Genomic DNA, 22,006 nt, shown 5'->3' on the forward strand with positions numbered 1-22,006 from the left:
GTCCGCGTTAGCGCATGAACAGACCAGACACATCTTGGTGCAAGGTGTTCGTGTATCAAGCTAGGAAGGGGAATTCTCACTTGAGTATACGTTCTTTAAATGGAACAGATTTCACCGCAATGGTACTTGCCGGAGCGGAACAACTTGGACAGCATGCAGAGCACGTCAATTCCCTGAATGTTTTCCCTGTGCCGGATGGTGACACGGGAACGAACATGAATTTGACAATGAGTGCAGGAGTCGCAGAGATTAAAAGAAAAAGTTCTGCCTCCATCGGCGAAGCTGCCGGTATTCTATCGAAAGGCCTGCTTATGGGCGCACGGGGGAATTCAGGAGTTATTCTGTCGCAATTGTTCCGTGGTTTTAGTCGTTCAGCTGCTCCCTATGAGGAACTGAATACGCTCCAATTTGCAGCAGCCCTGCAGAACGGTGTTGACGCAGCTTACAAAGCAGTCGTAAAACCCGTTGAAGGGACCATTCTTACCGTAGCCAAGGAAGCGGCGAAACATGCCAACTACTACGCAAGACGGACGAATGATATTACTGAATTAATGAATGAAGTTTTGTTAAAAGCAAAAGAAGCACTGGCCATGACTCCGGAATTGCTTCCTGTACTGAAACAGGTGGGTGTTGTGGATTCAGGTGGTCAGGGGCTTGTATATATCTACGAGGGCTTTATGGAAGTATTGCTGCAAAGTGACGGTGTGAATCGTACTTCGCTGAACAAAGAAGTAACCCCATCCGTGGCAGCATCTGCTTTGAAACCGGCTGCACCGGCAGAATTGGATATCAAGAAGCCTGCACAACAGCAGGTGATTGCGCCGGAGATGCCATTGTCTGCTCAGGCGAGATTGGAAACGGAGGATATTGAATTCCTGTATGATATGGAATTCTTCATTAATCGTGAACTTGGAGAGAACGCAGGAGTGGCATTTGATGATGAGGCATTCCGGAAAGCGTTGTCAGTTAACGGGGATTCGATCATTATCATTGCCGATGATGAAGTTATCAAAGTTCATGTCCATTCCAAAACTCCAGGCGATGTGTTGAATCTGGCACTGCATTATGGTGAGATTACACAGATTCATATTCTCAATATGCGTGAACAGCATCGGGATCTCCTGACAGCAGGCATGGATATTGCTCCATCACCTGAATTGTTTGCAGAGATTCCACCTGAGGCAGCACGCAGTATGGAAGAAGCTGTGCTTCCTGCAGATGAGATGGCACCGTATGGTTTTATTGCGGTATCCTCCGGTGACGGTATTGCAGAGATTTTCCAAAGTCTTGGCGTCGATGTTGTTCTGTCCGGTGGACAGACGATGAATCCGAGCACGGAAGATTTTGTAAAAGCCGTTCGCTCCATTGCTGCGGAGCAGGTATTCATACTCCCGAATAACTCGAATATTGTACTGGCTGCGGAGCAGGCACGTGAACTGCTTGAAGATGAGCGCCGAATTACGGTTATTCCGAGCAAGACCATTCCACAGGGAATGGCTGCTGCTTTTGCATTCCAGGAAGATGAGTCTGCGGAAACGAACCGTGACCAAATGTTGGAGGCCATCAGCCGGGTACAGTCCGGTCAAGTAACTCATGCGGTTCGTGATACGCAATATGATGAATTGGATATCAAGGCGGGACACTATATTGGTATTCATAACTCCAAAATTGTAGCGACGGATGAAGTCATGCTTCAAGCATGTGAAGGTCTGCTCAAGCAGATGATGGAGAGCGGAGATGAAGTGGTGACGATCCTTGAAGGGGACGAAGCTGACCCTGAGGTTACTGCTGCCCTCGCTGCATGGCTTGAAGTAGAGTATCCTGATGCTGAGGTAGAGGTACATCGTGGAGGACAGCCTGTGTATTATTATTTGTTCTCCGTAGAGTCCTAATAAAGGTTGTTCAAAACGTCTCTTATTGAGTTTTTGAACAGGTACCAATAGCACTCTGGCAAAGAGGAGGAGAGTCATGAGCCACAAGGTTGCGATAGTAACAGACAGTACGGCGGATATTCCCGAAGAACTCATTCGCAAATACGGGATTCATATTGTTCCGTTGCGCGTTCTGTTCGGTGAAGAGACTTATGCAGATGGCGTTGATCTGACTTCGGAACAGTTCTACGAAAAATTGAAGAAGGTTTCTGTGTTGCCTACAACTTCACAGCCTTCTCCAACTGATTTCATGAATGTATATCAATCACTTCTGGATGAGAACCCGGAACGCCCGATTGTATCCATCCACCTGTCATCCGGCATGAGTGGTACCTACCAATCGGCCATGCTTGGCAAGTCTTTGCTGGAGCGTGAGGGTGACATCACCGTGCTGGATTCGAAGTCAGCATCGTATGGATACGGTCTAATGGTGGTACAGGCTGCTGAACTTGCCGAACAGGGGAAGTCAGCAGTCGAAATCGCTGCTGCCATTGAAGAGATGCAAAAATCTCGTAAATTGTTCTTTCTGGTGGATACCCTTGAGTATCTGCAAAAAGGCGGTCGGATTGGCAAAGCTTCAGCCATCTTGGGAACGTTGCTTAACATTAAGCCGATCCTGTCTATTGATGAAGAAGGCGTTATCTACGCAGTTGAGAAAGTCAGAGGTCATAAAAAGGCAATGGCACGCATTATTGAGCTGTTCCAGAAGGATCTTGCAGGCAAACGGGTTAACCTCGCGGTAGGTCATACCGCTGACCCGGGATCAGCGATCGCTTGTGCAGAGCAGCTGCGTGGTCATTTTACAGTGAATGAAGTGATCTATACCAATATTGGAGCCGTAATTGGCAGTCATGTTGGACCTGGTGTCATTGCGATCTTTATGTGGCCTGTTCCGGAATGAGGGATTAGACATGAAATTGGAAGAAATATCTGTTAAGCAAATTAACGGCGTGAGTGCTCTCAAAGAGGGAGAGCTTCACGCCTTTGGCATCTCTACTGTTAAAGACCTGCTTGAATATTATCCGTTCCGTTATGAGGACTATCGTCTGCGTTCGCTTAGTGAAGTGAAGGATGGGGACAAGATTACGGTCCAGGGACAGGTGATGGGCATTCCTGTATTACAACGATACGGTAAAAAGTCCCGTCTCACCTGTAAGATCATGACGGAAGAGTGGATGATTACAGCGACCTGGTTCAATCGCCATTTTCTCAAAGAACAGCTTACGCCCAATCGTGAGATTGTGATTACGGGGAAGTGGGAACAAAAGCGCATGCAGATGACAGTTACCGACTCGGAGTTTCCCGATAAAGGCGATGGGCGTTCAGGTACACTGCAACCTGTATATTCGGTAACCGGCAAGCTGACGCAACAATGGATGCGCAAAACGATTAATCAGGGATTGATTCAGTTCGGGGATATGATTCCCGAGATTCTGCCCCAGTCCTTGATGAGGAAATACAGCTTGATGCCGCGTAAGCAAGCGATTGCGGGAATTCATCGTCCACAGGACAACCGGGAAGGCCAACAGGCCAGACAGCGGATGGTGTATGAAGAACTGTTTCTGTTCCAGCTGAAAATGCAGGCGTATCGTGCGCTCAACCGGAATCGGATGGATGGTGTGGTACATACCACGGACAATACAACGATTCGTGAGTTTGTACGCAGTTTACCATTTGAACTGACAGATGCTCAGAAAAAGGTGGAGCTTGAAATTCTGCATGATATGCGTTCGCCTTATGCAATGAATCGGTTATTGCAGGGTGATGTAGGATCGGGTAAAACGGTTATTGCGGCAATTGCGCTATACACGACTGTTCGATCCGGTTTTCAAGGGGCTCTGATGGTGCCTACAGAGATTCTGGCGGAGCAGCATATGCGTTCACTGCAAAAGCTGTTTGAACCGTTTGGGGTAACTGTAGGGCTGTTAACGGGCAGTGTAAATGGACGTAAGCGTAAAGATCTGATCGCCTCGTTGCAAATGGGCATGATGGATATCGTGGTGGGTACACACGCCCTGATTCAGGAAGATGTCTTCTTCCGTGATCTGGGTCTTGTGGTGACGGACGAGCAGCATCGCTTCGGGGTGAATCAGCGCAGCGTTTTACGACGCAAAGGATATAATCCAGATGTGTTAACGATGACGGCTACACCCATTCCACGGACACTGGCAATTACGGCTTTTGGTGACATTGAAGTATCCACCATCTCGGAACGTCCGAAGGGACGGATTCCAATCTCTACGTATTGGGTCAAGCACGATATGATGGAGCGGGTGCTCGGGTTTATCTCCAGAGAAGTGGATCAGGGGCGTCAGGCCTATCTGATCTGTCCGCTCATTGAAGAGTCGGAGAAGCTGGATGTGCAGAATGCGATTGATCTGCATGTGCAGATGCAGCAGAACTTTCCGAAATATCGTGTAGGTCTGCTGCATGGACGGATGACGGCTGCGGAGAAAGAAGAGATGATGCGTGACTTCTATAGCAATGATATTCAGCTGCTGGTCTCCACCACCGTTGTGGAGGTCGGGGTCGATGTGCCGAATGCCACGTTAATGGTCATTATGGATGCGGACCGTTTCGGTCTGTCCCAGCTGCATCAGCTTCGTGGTCGGGTTGGTCGTGGGGCCCATGCATCCTATTGTGTACTCATTGCTGATCCCAAGACAGAGGTCGGACAGGAACGTATGAAAGTCATGACGGAAACGGAGGATGGATTCGAGGTATCTCGTCGGGATCTCGATCTTCGGGGTCCGGGTGACTTCTTTGGTACCAAACAGAGCGGATTGCCCGAGTTCCGTCTTGCTGATATGGTTGCCGATTTTGCTGTGCTGGAACAAGCCCGAGATGATGTATCCCAGTTGATTGCGGAAGTAAATTTCTGGACATCTGTGGACTACGCACCTTTGCGTGATTTCCTACAGCAACAGCAAGTATTTAAGGGTGATCTGATTGACTAAAGCTTGCTTTGATAGCTGGTTTTTCATATTACCTTTGTAAAAAAAGACAAGTGTACAAGCCCTCCCGACATATGAATAAGAAGTGAGTTCATTTTTTGGGAGGTGCTATACGTTTTGGGTTACCAACAATATGGAATTAGTCCGCAACTGGTGGAGCGGATCAAACTAAAGATGAAAAACCCCGCAGTTAAAGAGCGTATCAAAAAGTTGATTGATGGGGTGACCAAGTCTGATCTGCAAGATAAGGCCAAGGTCAGAAGGCTGGTCAAGTCTTCAGCAGTCATTATGAATGAGAATTTTTCTGCGGCACAGGAGGAGCAGTTTGTTGCGTTTGTACTCGCGCAGAAGATTGATCCGAACAATACGTTTCATTTGATTAAGCTGTGGGGGATGTTTAGGTAGGGATTCGATGTAATGTTGGGTTAACTAAAGAGAGTTGTTTACACGGGGGCACTACGATGACAGAATAACCTTCCGAGCGCTGTTATCCCCAGATTTTCTGATTGACCCTTTCCAAGGGCAAAATCCGGGGATAAAGGCGCACACTTCGCTTCTTTAGGTTATTTCTGTCCTCTCCGTTGTTGTGTAAACGAAAGTACTTTAGAAAAACCAAATTACATGAATGATTGTTTGGTAGTTTAGGAAGGGGTGTTCCACTAGTCATGTATGACATGGTGGAACACCCTTTTTTTGTGGTGGAGAGCAGTTGGGATGATGGAGGTTTTAGTTGGGCATTAAATGGAATGATTATGTAATTTTATCTGCTGCACTCTTACTTTGATCAGGAAAAGAGCTGATGATGATTAAAGTTATGATTAGAACTACAATGATAATGCTATTGGAAGGCAATTCTTTCAGGATGTAGTCTTGCACAAGTAAGACCAGGATTGAAATAAATAAAATCATTTGCAGGACAAGTCTTGTTGAGCGATCAGGATCGTTCGATCGTCTGGAGACACCATATAGGATAAGCCATATTAGACTAAAAAGCAGAAGTGAACCTAGGAGTATAATGGCAAGCATGCTTGAACACCTTTCTGTAATTAATTTTTGACCAATTGGAATAACATGACAAGTCATTAATTATATCATAGGAATTTCTGTATTTGTTGATTTTATGGAAATATGAGGTGATGGTTGATCTTCACATATTCCCTTTTTTGATTGTCACAGGATGTACTTTGCTTTCCTCCAGGGGGAGCGGTAAACTGTTGCATACAAGTTAGTTGTGTGAATCAGAGTTAATTTATAGATGTTGTGGCGGATTGGCATTACAATGAGACATGCCTTTTATTTTCAGACAGATGTGGAGGAAGTACGATTGGAGATGTTTACGATGCTGCTTGGTTTATTTGAACGGGCGGCGCTGTTGATTATATTTTTATTCTTTCTGTCGAGGGTGCCGAGGTTTAGGCAGATTCTGCAAAAGGGGAAATTAAGGTGGCAGGAGTCTATTGCGGTTACCTTGTTATTCTGTGCTTTTGCCATCTTCGGAACGTATACGGGCATTAATGTGGAAGGTTCACTGGTGAATGTCCGCATTATAGCGGTGCTATCGGGTGGTATTTTGTTCGGGGCGCCTGTGGGTATTATTACGGGGATTGTGTCAGGTGTACATCGGTATTTGATCGATATGGATGGTGTCACAGCTATACCTTGTCTAATCACGAGTATCCTGGCGGGTCTGGTATCCGGATATATACATAAGTACACGCCCAAGCCTAAGCGATGGATCATCGGTATTGGAGCAGGTATGATCTGTGAAGCGCTCACGATGTTACTGATCCTGCTATTTTCCTATCCCGATCCATTGGGTGCAGATATTGTTTCGAAGATTGCGCTGCCTATGATTCTGGGTGAAGTCAACATAGGGCTGATTGTGCTCCTGGTGCAGAGTGTTGAAGGGGAAAAGGAAATGATTGCAGCTCGTCAGGCGAAGCTCGCCCTAGAGATTGCTAACAAAACCTTGCCGTACTTCCGTTCCATTGACGAGGATTCTCTGCGCAAAATCTGCCGTATTATTCAGGAGGATATTCAGGCAGATGCCGTTGCGATTACGGATACCCGGAATGTACTGGCATATGTAGGATTTGGTGAGGAACGATATCATATTGGCAATGAAATTATAAGTGAGATGACCAAGAAGACGATCTCCAGCGGGGAGATTACAATCAGTAATGATGTCATTGATGAGAAAACACCGGATATCCACTCGCTGTTAATCATTCCGCTTAAAGAACGAGGAGAAATTACAGGTGCGCTCAAAATCTATTATCGCAAAGCCTATAAAATTACGTATCCTTTGCAAACGATGGCTGTAGGTCTGTCGCAGATCATCTCGACCCAGATGGAGGTATCGCGGGTAGAGGAGATCAAGGCTGCTGCCAACAAAGCGGAGCTGCGTGCATTACAGACAACCATTCACCCTCATTTTCTGTTTAATGCGCTAAATGCGATTGCTTCGTCCATTCGAACCAAACCGGATCGTGCGCGGGAGCTGATTGTGAATCTATCCGGATACATGCGGTACAATCTGGAACTGTCGGATGAGTTAATTGATATTCATAAGGAACTGGAGCAGGTCCGTAATTATGTAGAGATTGAGAAAGCCCGCTTTGGCAGCCGACTGAATGTAATCTATGAGATTGATGAGGTCGCGGTGCATATTCCGAGTCTTGTCATCCAGCCGCTCGTCGAAAATGCCATTATTCATGGCATTCTCAAGGTGAAAGGACCGGGTACTGTTCGAATTCGGGTACAGGATTATCCGGAGTTTGTTCGCATTAGTGTCAGCGATACAGGGGCAGGGATCAGTGCAGATATTATTGAACGGGTCTACCATGACCGTATGCCTGGTAACCAGATCGGGCTGTATAATGTGCATCGCCGGGTCAAGCTTATTTACGGACAAGGTGTAACCATTACCAGGCTGGAACAAGGAACCGATATTTTATTTGATGTGCCCAAAGGAGATGTCGTAACAAGGTGATGATGGATCGATGAGAGCTCTTATTGTGGAAGACGAGATTCTGGCAAGCGAGGAATTGAATTACTTAATCCAGGAACATAGCCAGATTGAGGTGGTGGATCGCCTTGAAGACGGGCTGGATGTACTGAAATTTTTGCAGGAACAAGAAGTGGATGTCATTTTCCTCGATATCAATATTCCCTCGCTGGACGGCATGATGCTGGCCCATCATATTGGGAAATTTGCAACAAAACCCTATATTGTTTTTACTACGGCATACAAGGAACATGCAGCAGAAGCCTTTGAGTTGGAGGCATTTGATTATATTTTGAAGCCTTATGACGAGAAGAGAATCGCTGCGATGCTCCATAAGCTGGAGATAGCATTCAAGCGCGATCATGCGCCAGTGGAGCAATATGTTGAGGATGAACCAGCCCCTATGGAAGATGGATCTGCCGCGCACGGTGAACTGGTACGAGATACGAATTCCCATCCCAACAGAAGAATTAATCTGCTGCGGAATGACAATATTATTGTTACGGATACGGCAGATATCTACTATGCGGAAGCGCAAGAGAAAGTGACGAAGGTATATACCAAAAATGGGGAGTTCACCATGCCAGTGAGCATATCGGATTTTCATAGCCGTCTGCCACAGGATACGTTCTTTCGCTGCCACCGTTCGTACGTTGTAAATCTGTCGCAAATCCGTGAAATCGTACCTTGGTTCAACAATACGTACCTGCTTCGCCTGCGCGATCTGGAAGCTGAAGTGCCCGTGAGTCGCGGGAAGGTCAAAGAGTTCAGGCAACTCATGCGCATCTAGAAGCATTTCATTCCGCATCTGATGCAACTCATGCTCAAAACGGTGTAATGAATCCCCTTTCATGTATGATTACCTTGTGAACGCATTCATGTATATGACATCGGCAAAGGGGAGATCACGATGAAAGCAGCTATTTCATCCGCTTCATCAGCACCTACATCAACAATTACACCTACAAAAATGAACCGCTGGCTTATTGTTTTGGGGACTATCATTGTACAAATGGGTCTTGGAACCATCTATACGTGGAGTTTATTCAATCAACCGCTGTCTGATCGTTTCGGATGGGACGTCAGCTCGGTCGCGATAACTTTTTCAATTACCAGTTTTGCTTTGGCATTTGCCACATTGTTTGCAGGGCGGTTGCAGGAACGTTGGGGTCTTCAGCGCCTGATTCGTGTGGCCGGGGTTGTGCTTGGGCTGGGTCTTATTCTAAGTTCCCAAGTCTCTTCATTAACTCTGCTGTACATTTTGGCTGGATTTGTCGTTGGTTTTGCAGATGGTACAGCGTACATTACGTCGCTATCCAATCTGATCAAGTGGTTCCCGGAACGTAAAGGTCTGATCTCGGGGATCTCAGTCGGAGCTTTTGGTACCGGTAGTTTATTGTTCAAATATGTGAACTCGGCATTGATCGGGGCCGTTGGTCCTGCTCAGGCATTTATGTACTGGGGCATTATTGTTCTGGCTCTGGTGGTTGCCGGATCATTCCTGATCCGTGAAGCGGTTGTTCGTGAACAGGCTCCGGCAAGCAAGAATGGCCCGAAACAAGTGGTGGCGCGTCAGGACTACACGGTGAAAGAGATGCTGCGTACAAAAGAAGCGTACATGTTGTTCGTTATTTTCTTCACAGCGTGTATGAGCGGTCTGTATCTAATCGGTATTGTCAAAGATATCGGTGTACAGCTTGCAGGTCTAGATGTAGCTACAGCTGCCAACGCAGTGGCCATGGTTGCGATCTTTAACACGGCAGGACGTATTATTCTCGGTGCGCTGTCGGACAAAGTGGGACGAATGAAAGTCATCGCTGGTGCGCTGCTGGTGACAGCTGTAGCTGTCATGACACTTAGTCTGGTTCCATTGACCTTCGGGATCTTCTTCGCCTGTGTGGCGGCCGTTGCATTCTGCTTCGGCGGTAACATTACGGTATTCCCGGCGATTGTGGCTGATTACTTCGGACTGAAAAATCAGAGCAAAAACTATGGAGTGATTTATCAGGGCTTTGGATTTGGTGCTTTGGCAGGATCATTCATCAGCGCCCTGCTGGGCGGGTTCCATCTAACCTTCATCGTGATTGCCGTACTCTGTGCAGTCTCCCTGTTGCTCGCACTGATCATTACCCCTCCAGGTCAAGGTCGTCGTGAACGTCAACGTGAAAAACAGATGAACCTTAAGCCTTCATCACGGGCAAGCTAATAGCACGCTTTGGAAGCACCGAACAGAGAATATTTCTTCATCTTAAAAAGCAAATTAAAAACAAAGTAAACAAAGCGGTCTCCAGATGAGGCCGCTTTTTGGTATCTATTGTTGCCAAATTGCTGGTCAGACTGTTGGCCTTTTGGACCATCCGGCTGCCTGCAAGTGGGGTGCCTTGTGTGCATTCCATCATTCGCTTCTGTTATACTCTAGGTGAATTCAACAACACCAAGACCAAGTTATGTACCCCAGAGGAGGCATATCATGAAATTCATTAAATACACACAACCTGATTTTGACGATTATTACGCATTGGTTTCCAATACGGAAGTGATGAAACAGATTACAGAACGGGCAATACCGGAGCAAGAGGCGAGAACGCAATTCGAATCCATGCTGGAGTTTAATGAACGTTCCACATGTGGACATTACCGAGTATTCAGTGAAGAAGGAGCGGGAGTAGCCTATGCCAAACTGATTCCAGATCAGAAAGACCCGAATCGGGCTGAAATAGGTTATATGATTCTGCCCGAACATTGGGGCAAGGGCCAAGGGACATCCATTGCGTCACGGTTGATTATCCAGGCACAAGCCGCAGGGATTGGATCGCTCTATGCTGTTATCGATCCGTCTAACGTCGCTTCCCGCCAGATTTTAACCAGACAGAACTTTGTATCCACCTGGACAGGGGATTATGATGGTCTTCCTGGTGAGATTTTGGAGTTAGATCTTCAAATGAAGCGGTAAAGTAACTGTTCTGCGGGTAATCAGACATATGAGGCATCTTGCATGGGATGGATGGAGCGCATTGCTCATTAATGATATGGGCGCTCACCATGCACATTTCATGCAAGAGGTACATATAGAGATGTGGAGGAGATGACATATGAGCAATACAACCATGGAGCGTCTGAATGATTTACTGCCGGAGTGGCTGGAGACCAGTCGGTTGCACACAGGGCAAGGTAAAGTCGCTTCTTATATCCCGGAGCTTGTCAAAGCTTCTCAGGATGAGCTGGGTATACATATCATGGACGCCGAAGGCAATCATGTGTCGGCAGGGGATTGCGGTGTGCCATTTACGATGCAAAGTATCTCCAAAGTCTTCACCTTAATTCTGGCCTTAATGGATCATGGAGAAGAAGCAGTCTTCTTTAATGTAGGAAAAGAACCTACAGGCGATGATTACGACTCGATGATCAAGCTCGAGCTGGTTGAACCCGGAATTCCGTTCAATCCGTTGATCAATGCCGGCGCGATTACGGTGTCCTCCCTCATTGGAGGAGATTGCAAAGAGGAGAAATCACGGCGCATCCTGGAGTTCTTCCGTAGGCTCGCGCATAATGATCAGTTGGGTTATAACGAGGATGTATTCAAGTCCGAGTCGGAGAGTGGTCACCTGAATCGTTCACTGGCATATTTCTTGAAGCATAATGGTGTGATCAAGGATGATGTGGAAGATGTACTTGCCGTGTATTTCCGTCATTGTTCCATTGAAGTGACCTGTGCGGACTTGGCACGCATGGCGCTGGTTCTGGCTTACGATGGAACCGATCCGATTACGGGTGAAGAACTCATCCCTCGTCGGTATGTACAGATTGCAAAAACCTTCATGACGACCTGTGGGATGTATAATGCGTCAGGTGAATTCGCTATTGAAGTCGGTTTGCCCGCCAAAAGTGGGGTTTCCGGAGGGATTCTGACTCTGGTACCGGGACAGTTCGGTATTGGAGTGATTGGACCCGCTCTGAATCGCAAAGGTAACAGCCTTGCAGGCGTGCATCTGCTTGAGCGTCTGTCCAAGGAATTCGACTGGAGCTTTTTCTAAAAAGTTTTCTAAAAAAAGCCATACCCTTATAAGTAGCCGATGAATCACGTATCCGATATTTTACTTCTTTTGAACGAAGTAAATGGCCTGGGTATGTTTCGTCGGCTGCTTTTGGTATTCATCAGGATGTGTAGGAAGACAGTCCTGAATGTAACGACTAAGGTGCACCTATCATGGAGAATCCACAACACTGGGGTAGGTATAAACGCCCTCAGTCATTGGCTTGGGCCACATTTGTAATGAGGTTCATCTGAATATCCCGGGACCCATCTTCCATCCGTAGTCTGAGGGTACGGGCAGGACGGTCCAGCCGAAGCACTTGGCCGGTGTACCGAATATCGTCATGTTCGTGAAACAACGTAATGGTGACTCTATCTCCAAGCATCATCGAGTTGCTGAGCAGACGGGACATTTCTTCCGCGGCCTGGGCATCCAGAGATGGGCGGGCACGAGGAGCAAGTTGTTCCTGATGAAGAATGTAGGCTTCCCGGTGTTCGGGGAGCATCATGCGTGAGGATTCGAAGATACCGTTTTGCTGCAGTTTTTTACTCATTTATAATGACCTCCAATTTTATGAGAACGTTCATGGGCTTGCGCGGACGAGCAGAGGGAGGATGCCCGCATAATGGCAGTATCTCCGTACCTGCGCTTGATATCATCTGTCGCACGTTCCAGCTCTCTTTTGCGTTCACGGTCATCGAACCAGGACAGCTGAACTTCAGAATCGGGTACAAGTCCGGTCAGTGACACGCTGATGCGGCGGATGGGTAGTCCGTCCCAATGGCGCAGGAACAGCGCTGCTGCCGCATCGTATACTTCGTCCGTAATGTTGGTGAGTTCATTGACCTTCATCTGACGGGAGAATCCGGTTGGTCGATCATAATCCTGTCCGCGACATGCAACCGAGACCACATGGCCCATAAGTGATTTGTCCCGGGAACGTCGACTGACGAGTTCGGCCAGTTCAAGCAGGACCACTTTGATATCTTCCCACGAGTCATAGTCCCGGGGCAGCGTCATCTGATGTCCAATTCCCTGCTGCTGATTAGCATATGTCCCGGGTTTGACCGGGGAATCATCCATACCGCGGGCGATACGCCATAGTACCTCGCCATTCACACCCCAACGTTCTCTGAGTCGGGACAGTGGGGTCTGGGCCAGATCACCGATCGTATGGACCCCCATCTTGTAGAGATGCTGCGCCATGCGGGAACCGACCATGAACATGTCTCGTACAGGCTTCTTCCAGATGGTTGTTGGCAGGTCTTTGCGGGGCAGCGTGCAGATGCCTCCTGGGACTTTTTTGGCATACAAGTCACAGGCCATCTTGCTAACGACTTTGGTATCACTGATGCCGATCCGAATGTATACACCCGTCTCCTCCATCACCCTGGATTGTATGCTGCGAGCAATCGTCTCGGGGCTGCCGAACAGCTCCAGACTTCCGGTTACATCGAGAAACTGTTCATCAATACTATAGGGCTCTACCAGATCGGTGTAAGACTGAAGGATGCGTGTAATATGAAGGGACACCCGAATGTACTCAGCCATCCGAGGGCGGACAACCACGACATCCGGACATTTGGCGAGTGCTTCGCCTAGTCGTTCTGCTGTCGTAATTCCATAGGACTTGGCGAGTGGACAGGCTGCGAGAATAATACCCGAGCGACGGGCCGGGTCTCCCGCGACTACGAGGGGGAGGTCCTTGTATTCGGGATGTGCAGACTTCTCCACACTGGCGTAGAATGACTGGCAGTCAGCCAGCATGATGACACGTCTGTCTTGGCGGGACATAAGACTTCTCTCCTTATTCGTGATGCGGTACTCTGTTCACCATGGATTATCTTCATTTGAATATCGTTATTTAACATTTAATTTACAGTTTGGAACAAGTGTTCTTATTTTATAAGCATATATGACAATTTAAAATGCGGCAACCGGAATTATTTTGCAAATTGGACACAATTGCCCTAAGACCATATTAGAGTCAGAAATTAGGAAATAAGATGTGCTTTTTTACATTTAATGTGAGAGATCCGTGACTTGAGGGTGATGACCGGGCGTTCATTTCGCTTTTTGTAAAAGGGTTATAAATGGGTACAGTCCTATAGAGGGGGACTGATGTCCTTTTTTGGTTTTCTGCACTTTTCAGAAAACCTTGATGTGACGCGGAATATCGCTGATGCGTTATCAGACTATAGTATCAATTTTGTAATCTTTATGGTTAATACTGTAAAAACGTCCGCAACTTTAAAATATAACTCGCGTTTAATGGGGTATGCGTTCTAACGGCAAACGTTGCCTGTACCCGCGTTGCACATAACAATAAAGGTTCCAGAATTGCAAGATCAGCACGGTATCCAAACCATGCGATTCAAGCAGGTATTAGTGTTCGGGAATCAGATGTACCCTGAAGGCTTTCGGGTACCCGTTGATGGCGCTTTTTACGAATCATGGGCAGAATGTTCCATTTCATGTTTGCTTCCATCAGCCTAGTTACAAATGCAGAGTCTTAGCGCTATAGTGAGAACTACACCGCTGACATCTCTACCAAGCGGACATCCGAAGCGGAATGATTCGTAAACTTCATGTTGGACCATTCGATGTTGAAGCAGGATGATATTAGAGAGGTGAGCAATCTAACGACATGAGCAGACAAAGACGAAGACGCTGGTTATTAACGGTGTTGACAGGCGCAGTGGTGGTGACCGGCGGGATATTTGCCGGATGGCACTATATGCAACCCAAGCTTGTTACGTACACAGCGGAGAACGGCACGGAAATGAAATTCAAGACCGATGGAGACCGGTTTATGGAATACGGGCCGGATGGATCGTGGAGGGAGATGTTCGTCAAAGGTGTCAATCTGGGCGCAACATCACCGGGGCATTACCCGGGAGAATTTCCGCTGACCAAAGAGGATTATTTGCGGTGGTTCCAACAGATCGAGGATCTGGGAGCCAATGTTATTCGGGTATACACGGTTCACGAACCGATTTTCTACACCGCATTGGTCGAATATAACCGTGGACGGGAGCAACCGTTATATTTTATACAGGGCATATGGTCACCTGAGGAAGAGTTGATTGAGAAACAGGATGCCTACGCCGCCCATATTGAGCAGACGTTCAAGCAGGAGATTGAAAAGGCCGTATCTGCTGTCTATGGCGATGCGGACATTCCGGCCAAGCAGGGAGAGTCCAGCGGCAAATACAAGACAAATGCAGGGAAATATCTGATGGCCTGGCATGTGGGTACGGAATGGGACCCGGCGATGGTAGACAATACAAATGAGAAACATGCGGACGTGCCGCAGTACAAGGGAGTTCATTTCTCGGCTACGCCAGAAGCATCACCGTTTGAGAACTGGCTCGCAGAGCTGCTGGATCATACGGCGGTACTGGAGAAGAAGTATGGATGGGAGCATCCGATGACCTTCACCAACTGGGTAACGACCGATGTGTTGGATCATCCCGGCGAGCCGCTGTATGAAGAGGATCTCGTCAGTGTGGATGCCCGGCATATTCAGCCTGAGGGGTGGCAGGGAGGTTATTTTGCAGCCTACCATGTGTACCCGTATTACCCGGATCTGTTCCATATTGATAAAACGCTCCAAACCATCAAGGATGAGAATGGCGAGTACAACACGTACAAAAGTTATCTGCGCAAACTCAAAGCCGAGTTTTCCGATATGCCTGTAATGGTTACAGAGTATGGCGTACCTTCTTCTCTTGGTATTTCCCATCTGGGTATGGGAGGCCGGAATCAGGGTGGACATAACGAAGTAGAGCAGGGAGATATTGACGCGTCGCTGACGCAGGATATCTATGATGAGGGATATTCGGGAGCCATTGTGTTCATGTGGCAGGATGAATGGTTCAAAAAAACATGGAACACGATGCCACTGGAAATTCCTGCTGATCGACGTGCATATTGGCTGAACGTGCTGACAAACGAGAAGATGTTTGGTCTGCTTGCCATGGACCCGGGGAAACAGGAACAGTTGACCATCGACGGATCACTGGATGACTGGGATGATCTGAAGGATGAAGAAGTTACGACCTGGCAGGGCCAAGTGGACGGCATCCAAGAAATGAAGATGACCCATGATGAAGCTTATCTGTATATTGGGCTGACCTTGGATAAACCTTTTGACCCGGATCAGACGGTGCTGCGAATCGGGACTGATACACTTGCTGGAGGCAGTCAGCCTGACAAGTTACTCCCGGGCCGAACGCTCAGTGATGGTCTTGAGACGGTGATTACACTGGGGCAGGATGAAGAATCTCAGGTGGAGATTGCCAAGGATTATGACTTCAATCAGCGCCTGTACGGCAAGGAAGGATACGACATGCTGCCAGATCAGCAGTCAGACACCGCAGATCCGTTCCACCCATGGAATCTGGCAGTCAGCCTGAGGATGACACCGCCGGATACCCGATCTGCTCATCCATTCATGAATGAAAAGGTCGGAACTTTGAAACGGGGAACGACAGCTCCCGGTCAGTCCGACACGGATTCGTTAACGGCATGGCAGTATAACGGTAATCAGGTGGAGATGCGAATTCCCTGGATGTTACTTGGGTTCGGTGATCCGAGTTCGCTGCAAGCGATCGACTATGGACCGCTCAAGAATGAACGTGAGTTCTCCACAGTTGCTGTGGAAGGTGTCACCCTCATTCCATGGTTAACGGACCGCGCCACGAAGAAAGTATCTTGGCCTGGGGGTGAACAGACAACCCTGGATCTGAAGACTTTGCCGGTATATAGCTGGCAGCCTTGGGAGCAGGTGCAGTATAGTGAACGGCTGAAGCTTAGCTACGAAAAAATGAAGAAGAGCTACGAGAAAATTCCTAGTTTTCAGATCGAATAAATGAGTATAAAGGAGGACCTTTTCACATGTTTCCAAGTTTGGCTTTGGCCTATCTGTTTTTGTACATCTGTATCGCACTTGTTGTTGTAGGCGTCATCGTATTGTTTGCCATGAAAATGTCCCACAACGGCAAACGACGCAAGACGGCGTTCTATGAATTAAAACAGCGCGACTACTTCACTTATCTGCAAACGGCCTTAACCGAGAATAGCCCGCTGAGATTGCCACCAGGCAAGCTGGCTCCGCTAGAACGCAGAGTTATTCAGGACAGGCTGATTGAATGGATCGACCAGTTCAAGGGTGAATATCGGGACAAGTTAATTGCACTATGCCGTGAAGCAGGATTTGTAGAGCATGATCTGAAGGAATTAGGCCGTCTGCGTTACGGTCGCCAGATTGATGCGGCTTATCGCTTGGGTGGCATGCGTTGTCCAGAAGCTGTTCCCGGCTTGATGGAATTGCTGAAGGATGAGAAGCCGGGGCCGATGGCCATTATGATTGGTCGCTCCATCGCAAGATGTACAACCCGGCAAGGGGAACTAAAAGACATGCTGGCGTTGCTGTTGAACAAAGGCAAGTCCATTCACCATCTTGCAGCAGATATTCTGCTTGAAACCAGTCTGGATACCAGCAGAATTCTAATCGAATTGCTGGAAGATCGGAATCCGGATTTTGTCAAAGTCGGACTCGTTGCGATGTGGGGACAGGCTGTGCCTGAAGTAATGCCTGCACTGGACAGACTTGTAGGAGCCGAACATCAGGATGTACGTGCCGAGGCGGTGAAGCTGTATCTTAGCGCAAGTCCGGCACTGCGGGATGAGACGATTCTGAAGCTGATTCAGGACACTGACCCGGAAGTTCGTGCCGAAGTGGTGCAAGCACTCGGTTCGAAGCATGCATCGGGTAGCATTCCACTGCTGCGCAAAGCGCTGCGGGATGAAGACTGGAGAGTTCGTTATAACAGTGCGGAGAGTCTGAGTAAGCTTGGCGAACCGGGATTTGAAGCGCTGTGTCAGGCTGCGGTACAAGGAACAGGTGCTGAACGCGAGATTGCGATGCAGCAGATCGAGAGTACAATGCAGCACACGAGAACCGATGACAGAGCTGTAGAGCAGATGATTGCTCATAACAAAAAAAGACTGCTGTACGATCGTTATTTTGGGCCTGTACGAGAGAACAGAACCAGCAAGAAACGCACAGGTGTCGCTACGGTAGGAGGGGATTACACTGCTTAGGGATCTATTATTAATCTACGGCATGGTCGCAATCTACTATGTTGTTTTCGTCAATACGCTCTATTTTTCCATCCTGGCCTTATCGTTCCGTAACATCTGGACGATCTTCCGCCGGTCGCATTATTCCAAATATAATACGTTGTCAGGATCGGAACTGGTACCTTCGGTTTCTCTGCTGGTACCGGCATACAACGAGGAACTGACGATTATTGAAAATGTGAACTGTCTGATGACGCTGAATTATCCAACGTATGAAGTAATCGTCGTTAATGACGGTTCCAGTGACTCCACACTGAAGATTTTGCTGGATGAATACCGCCTGAAGCCGGTACCCAATACGAAGATTCGTGGCAAGATCGCCTGTCAGAAAATTCGCGGGATTTACCATAATCCGGAGTTCCCTGATCTGTATGTCATTGACAAGGAAAATGGCGGGAAGGCAGATTCCCTCAATGCAGGAATCAACTTGTCTCATTATCCGCTGATCTCTTCCATCGATGCCGATTCGTTGCTGGAGAAGGATGCCCTGATCCGCATGGCACGCATGTATATGGAGAATCCGGAAGAGACAGTGGCCATTGGGGGAGATGTACGGATCGCCAATGGCTGCAAAATCGAAAACGGAGCAGTGCAAGATGTATCGCTGCCGCGCAAAATCTGGCCCATGTTCCAGTCGATTGAATATCTCAAAGCCTTCCTGGGCGGACGGATTGGCTGGAGTCATATGAACGGTCTGATTATTGTCTCTGGTGCTTTCGGCATGTTCCGTAAGGATGCTGTAATTGCCGTTGGCGGATACCGGGATGGTTATCCCGGGGAAGACATGAACATCATTATCAAGCTTCACCGTTATATGCTGGAAAATAAATTGAAGTACCGCGTTGCCTTTTGCCCTGAGGCGGTGTGCTGGACACAGGCTCCCGATTCCTACCGGATTCTGTCCAGTCAGCGCAAGCGCTGGGGCCGCGGGAATCTGAAGAACATGCTGGAGAATCGAGGCATGCTGTTCAATCCCAAATACAAAGTGATGGGTATGGTAACGATGCCGTATAACGTCATTTTTGAAGCACTCAACCCGTATTTCCGAATTACCGGACTGCTAGCTCTCGCTGGATATGTCCTTCTGGATATGACCCAGTGGCCAATCCTGCTTCTGTTCGGACTATTGAACTTCGTGAGTGGTTATCTGCTGAGTGTAGGCGCACTTGTCCTGGAGGAGATTGCTTTCAAGCGTTACAACAAACTCTCCGATCTGGTCAAAATGCTGGTCTACTCCGCGCTGAAATTCGTGGGTTACCATCAGCTGGGCGTACTGTGGAGATTGCAGGGACATGTGCAGTTCCTGCAAAACAACAACTCATGGGGGACCATGACACGTCAAAGCTGGTCCGAGGATGAGAAGAAAACAAGCGAAGCCGCTTAAGTACAGAGATCATGGTAATACAGTAACAGCAATATAGATGTTCAACTATATTTTTACACGATAACGGAGAGGACAGAAATAACCTGATGAAGCGAAGCGTGCGCCTAAAAGCTTTCTGAAAGAAAGCTGCATCGAAAGCATACGCTATCCCCGGATTTCCCCTTGTTAAAAGGAATCAAAAAATCTGGGATAACAGCGATCAAAAGGTTGTTCTGTCATTGGAGTGTCAGTGTAAATAACATTTTGAACATGTATAGATAATCGAGGAGAAGGGTGGAAAAGAACATGCCAAATACGGCGACATTGCAGCGTGAGGCTGCCGTTAATGTGTACCGAAGTGTAGAACAGGGATTAAAGGAAACGGGTGCCGAAACATGCGGCTTAATGTTCATCCATTGTGCAGGACACGCTCAACCTGAGCAGCAGGTCAGGACACATCTGGAACAGACGAGCGAGTCTGCCTTCCAGGTGTGGAAGGATGGGGCGACACAGGCGATTGCCGTCCTGCTGCCGGGGTTGTCACTGGATGAGGTTCACTATAAAGGACTTCGGATCAAGCATGAGCTTCAAGAGACCGTACCTGGTGCCGATCCACAGATCACACTGGCCAGTTTTGCAGAGGGTGAGCGTCCTTCGAAAGCAACCATTCAGCATATGGCTGAATCCTCGAAGCTCGTAGATTCGTCGGAGATTCATATCTACACGCTAGACAATACAGCGGACGAGCCGGAACGCATTTTGATTGTGGACAACGATCCTACGGTACGGGAATTCCTGCAGTTGCGTTTGAAAATGCAGGGATACGAAACCTATGAGGCTGTAGATGGACTGGCTGCACTGGACTTGATCGAGAAAGTCACACCGGACTTGGTGCTCACCGAACTGAATCTGTATGGCATCGACGGTCTGCCGTTCATTCATCATATTCAGAATCTGGAGATGGAGCAACCGCCCAAAATTGTCGTGTTGACCGAGCAACGTGTTGAGCAAACGATCAGTCAATGCTTCCGCAGCGGGGTCGATGATTACATGACCAAACCGTTCTCGCCCGTAGAGCTGGATGCCCGAATCAGACGCTGCCTGCATTAAAAGATAAAAAAGAGCAACAGACAGACAACCATCTATTTACATGGATTTGAAGCACCATCAAATACACTACCCGGAGGGAATATCATGGAGAATCAACAATTCCACACATTACTGAATGCGATTGAAAATAAAGAAGCTGTACTCGGCGTTGTCGGGCTCGGTTACGTAGGACTTCCACTTGCCGTGGAAATGGTCAATCAAGGTTTCACGGTAATCGGAATTGATCTGGATGCGTCCAAAGTAGAGAGTATCTATCAAGGGGATTCCTATATTCACGATATTTCGTCCGATGAGTTGAAAAAAGTCATGCAAAGCGGTCGCTTCCAGCCAACGACAGATTACAGCATGCTGCGCGTCATTGACGCACTCAGTATCTGCGTTCCGACACCGCTTAGTGAGAATCAGGACCCGGATACGTCTTACATTGAGACCGTTGTGGATCAGATCAAACTGCATATGAAACCAGGTATGCTGATTACGCTGGAGAGCACCACTTATCCAGGTACGACGGAGGAACTGATCCAGCAGCAGCTGGACAAAATCGGACAAGAAGCAGGCAAAGACTACTTCCTGTGCTTCTCGCCTGAGCGTGTAGACCCGTCCAACGGACGTTTTACAACATTCAATACACCGAAAGTGATCGGGGGCACAACCGAAGCTTGCCTGAAACTTGGAACCGCACTGTATGGCAAGTATGTAGAGACCGTAGTACCGGTATCTTCGCCAAAAGTGGCTGAAATGTCCAAACTGCTGGAGAACACATTCCGCAGTGTAAACATTGCCTTTGTGAATGAAATGGCGATGATGTGCGACCGCATGGGCATCGATATCTGGGAAGTAATTGATGCGGCAGCAACGAAACCATTTGGTTTCATGCCATTTTATCCAGGGCCAGGGATCGGTGGACACTGCATCCCGCTTGATCCGATGTACCTGTCGTGGAAAGCCAAAGGTTTCCGTTTCTATAGCAAATTCATAGAACTGGCGCAATCGACCAATGACAACATGCCATATTATGTGTTGAACAAAACGTCAACGATTCTGAACGAATACGCGAAATCTGTACGTAAATCCAATATCCTGCTGCTCGGTATGTCATACAAACCGAATATTGCCGACCTGCGTGAATCACCAGGACTGGAAGTATATGAACTGTTCAAGGAAAGTGGAGCCAACGTAAGCTACTATGATCCACACGCGGATTCCTTTAAGGACAAGCATGGGGAGACGGTACACAGCGAAGCGTTCAATCTGGAACAGTTCAAGAAATACGATTGCATCGTGTTGATCACCAACCACAGCGATTTGCCTTACTTTGATATTGCCGAGATGGGTGTGCCGATTCTGGATACACGTAATGCATTCCGTTCGTACACACATCCGCACATCTACAAAATTGGTCACTCGGTTCAGCATCCTGTGTTTGAACCAAGTGAAGCGTTGCTCGTCTGAGGAAATAT

At 47.9% G+C, this 22,006-nt stretch carries 17 protein-coding genes; 15 read left to right on the forward strand and 2 right to left on the reverse strand.

Translation table 11 applies throughout. The features are described 5' to 3' along the window. Window positions 1-80 precede the first annotated feature (80 nt). The 10 genes from ACX9NY_RS03380 (at window position 81) to glsA (ending at window position 11,926) form a co-directional block, all read left to right on the forward strand. Window positions 81-1,892, forward strand: a complete 1,812-nt coding sequence (locus ACX9NY_RS03380) for a DAK2 domain-containing protein (RefSeq protein ID WP_472477058.1) — start codon at window positions 81-83, stop codon at window positions 1,890-1,892. A 76-nt stretch (window positions 1,893-1,968) separates the two neighbouring features. After that, window positions 1,969-2,832, forward strand: a complete 864-nt coding sequence (locus tag ACX9NY_RS03385) for a DegV family protein (protein WP_339235667.1) — start codon at window positions 1,969-1,971, stop codon at window positions 2,830-2,832. A 10-nt stretch (window positions 2,833-2,842) separates the two neighbouring features. After that, window positions 2,843-4,888, forward strand: coding sequence for an ATP-dependent DNA helicase RecG (gene recG / locus ACX9NY_RS03390; protein ID WP_472477060.1), 2,046 nt, complete (start codon window positions 2,843-2,845; stop codon window positions 4,886-4,888). 114 nt (window positions 4,889-5,002) lie between these two features. After that, window positions 5,003-5,290 carry a stage VI sporulation protein F gene (locus ACX9NY_RS03395; RefSeq protein WP_278299015.1) on the forward strand — a complete coding sequence of 96 codons (288 nt, stop codon included), beginning with the start codon at window positions 5,003-5,005 and terminating at the stop codon, window positions 5,288-5,290. A gap of 934 nt (window positions 5,291-6,224) precedes the next feature. Next, entirely contained in the window at window positions 6,225-7,877 is a 1,653-nt protein-coding gene (locus ACX9NY_RS03400) for a sensor histidine kinase (RefSeq protein ID WP_339243138.1), read from the forward strand. Window positions 7,878-7,887: 10 nt separating this feature from the next. Next, window positions 7,888-8,682, forward strand: coding sequence for a LytR/AlgR family response regulator transcription factor (locus tag ACX9NY_RS03405; RefSeq protein WP_472477062.1), 795 nt, complete (start codon window positions 7,888-7,890; stop codon window positions 8,680-8,682). 180 nt (window positions 8,683-8,862) lie between these two features. After that, window positions 8,863-10,098, forward strand: a complete 1,236-nt coding sequence (locus ACX9NY_RS03410) for an L-lactate MFS transporter (protein WP_472479202.1) — start codon at window positions 8,863-8,865, stop codon at window positions 10,096-10,098. A 98-nt stretch (window positions 10,099-10,196) separates the two neighbouring features. Continuing rightward, the gene (locus tag ACX9NY_RS03415; protein ID WP_339256305.1) at window positions 10,197-10,376 is read left to right on the forward strand and encodes a hypothetical protein; all 180 of its coding nucleotides are present in this window, start codon (window positions 10,197-10,199) and stop codon (window positions 10,374-10,376) included. Beyond that, complete coding sequence (locus ACX9NY_RS03420) at window positions 10,363-10,845, forward strand: GNAT family N-acetyltransferase (protein ID WP_339256303.1); 483 nt, start codon at window positions 10,363-10,365, stop codon at window positions 10,843-10,845. The genes ACX9NY_RS03415 and ACX9NY_RS03420 overlap by 14 nt, the downstream gene beginning before the upstream one ends. Window positions 10,846-10,984: 139 nt before the next feature. After that, on the forward strand, window positions 10,985-11,926 hold the full coding sequence (gene glsA, locus ACX9NY_RS03425) for a glutaminase A (protein WP_339235652.1): 942 nt from the start codon (window positions 10,985-10,987) through the stop codon (window positions 11,924-11,926). A gap of 211 nt (window positions 11,927-12,137) precedes the next feature. Here glsA and ACX9NY_RS03430 read toward each other — a convergent pair whose 3' ends face one another. Then, window positions 12,138-12,479, reverse strand: coding sequence for a YolD-like family protein (locus tag ACX9NY_RS03430; RefSeq protein WP_472477065.1), 342 nt, complete (start codon window positions 12,477-12,479; stop codon window positions 12,138-12,140). Next, entirely contained in the window at window positions 12,476-13,720 is a 1,245-nt protein-coding gene (locus ACX9NY_RS03435) for a DNA polymerase IV (protein ID WP_472477067.1), read from the reverse strand. Before ACX9NY_RS03435 ends, ACX9NY_RS03430 begins: the two co-directional genes overlap by 4 nt. Before the next feature lie 853 nt (window positions 13,721-14,573). Here ACX9NY_RS03435 and ACX9NY_RS03440 point away from each other — a divergent pair. The 5 genes from ACX9NY_RS03440 (at window position 14,574) to ACX9NY_RS03460 (ending at window position 21,998) form a co-directional block, all read left to right on the forward strand. Then, complete coding sequence (locus ACX9NY_RS03440) at window positions 14,574-16,799, forward strand: hypothetical protein (protein WP_472477069.1); 2,226 nt, start codon at window positions 14,574-14,576, stop codon at window positions 16,797-16,799. 26 nt (window positions 16,800-16,825) lie between these two features. After that, on the forward strand, window positions 16,826-18,034 hold the full coding sequence (locus ACX9NY_RS03445) for a HEAT repeat domain-containing protein (RefSeq protein WP_342570617.1): 1,209 nt from the start codon (window positions 16,826-16,828) through the stop codon (window positions 18,032-18,034). Window positions 18,035-18,056: 22 nt separating this feature from the next. Further along, entirely contained in the window at window positions 18,057-19,457 is a 1,401-nt protein-coding gene (locus ACX9NY_RS03450; RefSeq protein WP_339307069.1) for a glycosyltransferase family 2 protein, read from the forward strand. Window positions 19,458-19,742: 285 nt separating this feature from the next. Beyond that, the gene (locus tag ACX9NY_RS03455) at window positions 19,743-20,546 is read left to right on the forward strand and encodes a response regulator transcription factor (RefSeq protein ID WP_342570616.1); all 804 of its coding nucleotides are present in this window, start codon (window positions 19,743-19,745) and stop codon (window positions 20,544-20,546) included. An 84-nt stretch (window positions 20,547-20,630) separates the two neighbouring features. Beyond that, the gene (locus tag ACX9NY_RS03460; RefSeq protein ID WP_472477072.1) at window positions 20,631-21,998 is read left to right on the forward strand and encodes a nucleotide sugar dehydrogenase; all 1,368 of its coding nucleotides are present in this window, start codon (window positions 20,631-20,633) and stop codon (window positions 21,996-21,998) included. The last annotated feature ends 8 nt before the right edge of the window (window positions 21,999-22,006 follow it).

This window comes from Paenibacillus sp. CB74 (assembly GCF_055687625.1).

Excerpts from the sequence above, each read along its gene's own strand:
- ACX9NY_RS03385 (WP_339235667.1), top strand. The coding sequence starts at position 1,969 with ATGAGCCACAAGGTTGCGATAGTAACAGACAGTACGGCGGATATTCCC.
- ACX9NY_RS03435 (WP_472477067.1), bottom strand. The coding sequence starts at position 13,720 with ATGTCCCGCCAAGACAGACGTGTCATCATGCTGGCTGACTGCCAGTCA.
- ACX9NY_RS03405 (WP_472477062.1), top strand. The coding sequence starts at position 7,888 with ATGAGAGCTCTTATTGTGGAAGACGAGATTCTGGCAAGCGAGGAATTG.
- ACX9NY_RS03450 (WP_339307069.1), top strand. The coding sequence starts at position 18,057 with ATGGTCGCAATCTACTATGTTGTTTTCGTCAATACGCTCTATTTTTCC.
- ACX9NY_RS03455 (WP_342570616.1), top strand. The coding sequence starts at position 19,743 with ATGCCAAATACGGCGACATTGCAGCGTGAGGCTGCCGTTAATGTGTAC.
- ACX9NY_RS03440 (WP_472477069.1), top strand. The coding sequence starts at position 14,574 with ATGAGCAGACAAAGACGAAGACGCTGGTTATTAACGGTGTTGACAGGC.
- ACX9NY_RS03400 (WP_339243138.1), top strand. The coding sequence starts at position 6,225 with ATGCTGCTTGGTTTATTTGAACGGGCGGCGCTGTTGATTATATTTTTA.
- ACX9NY_RS03445 (WP_342570617.1), top strand. The coding sequence starts at position 16,826 with ATGTTTCCAAGTTTGGCTTTGGCCTATCTGTTTTTGTACATCTGTATC.
- glsA (WP_339235652.1), top strand. The coding sequence starts at position 10,985 with ATGAGCAATACAACCATGGAGCGTCTGAATGATTTACTGCCGGAGTGG.
- ACX9NY_RS03430 (WP_472477065.1), bottom strand. The coding sequence starts at position 12,479 with ATGAGTAAAAAACTGCAGCAAAACGGTATCTTCGAATCCTCACGCATG.
- recG (WP_472477060.1), top strand. The coding sequence starts at position 2,843 with ATGAAATTGGAAGAAATATCTGTTAAGCAAATTAACGGCGTGAGTGCT.
- ACX9NY_RS03410 (WP_472479202.1), top strand. The coding sequence starts at position 8,863 with ATGAACCGCTGGCTTATTGTTTTGGGGACTATCATTGTACAAATGGGT.
- ACX9NY_RS03460 (WP_472477072.1), top strand. The coding sequence starts at position 20,631 with ATGGAGAATCAACAATTCCACACATTACTGAATGCGATTGAAAATAAA.
- ACX9NY_RS03420 (WP_339256303.1), top strand. The coding sequence starts at position 10,363 with ATGAAATTCATTAAATACACACAACCTGATTTTGACGATTATTACGCA.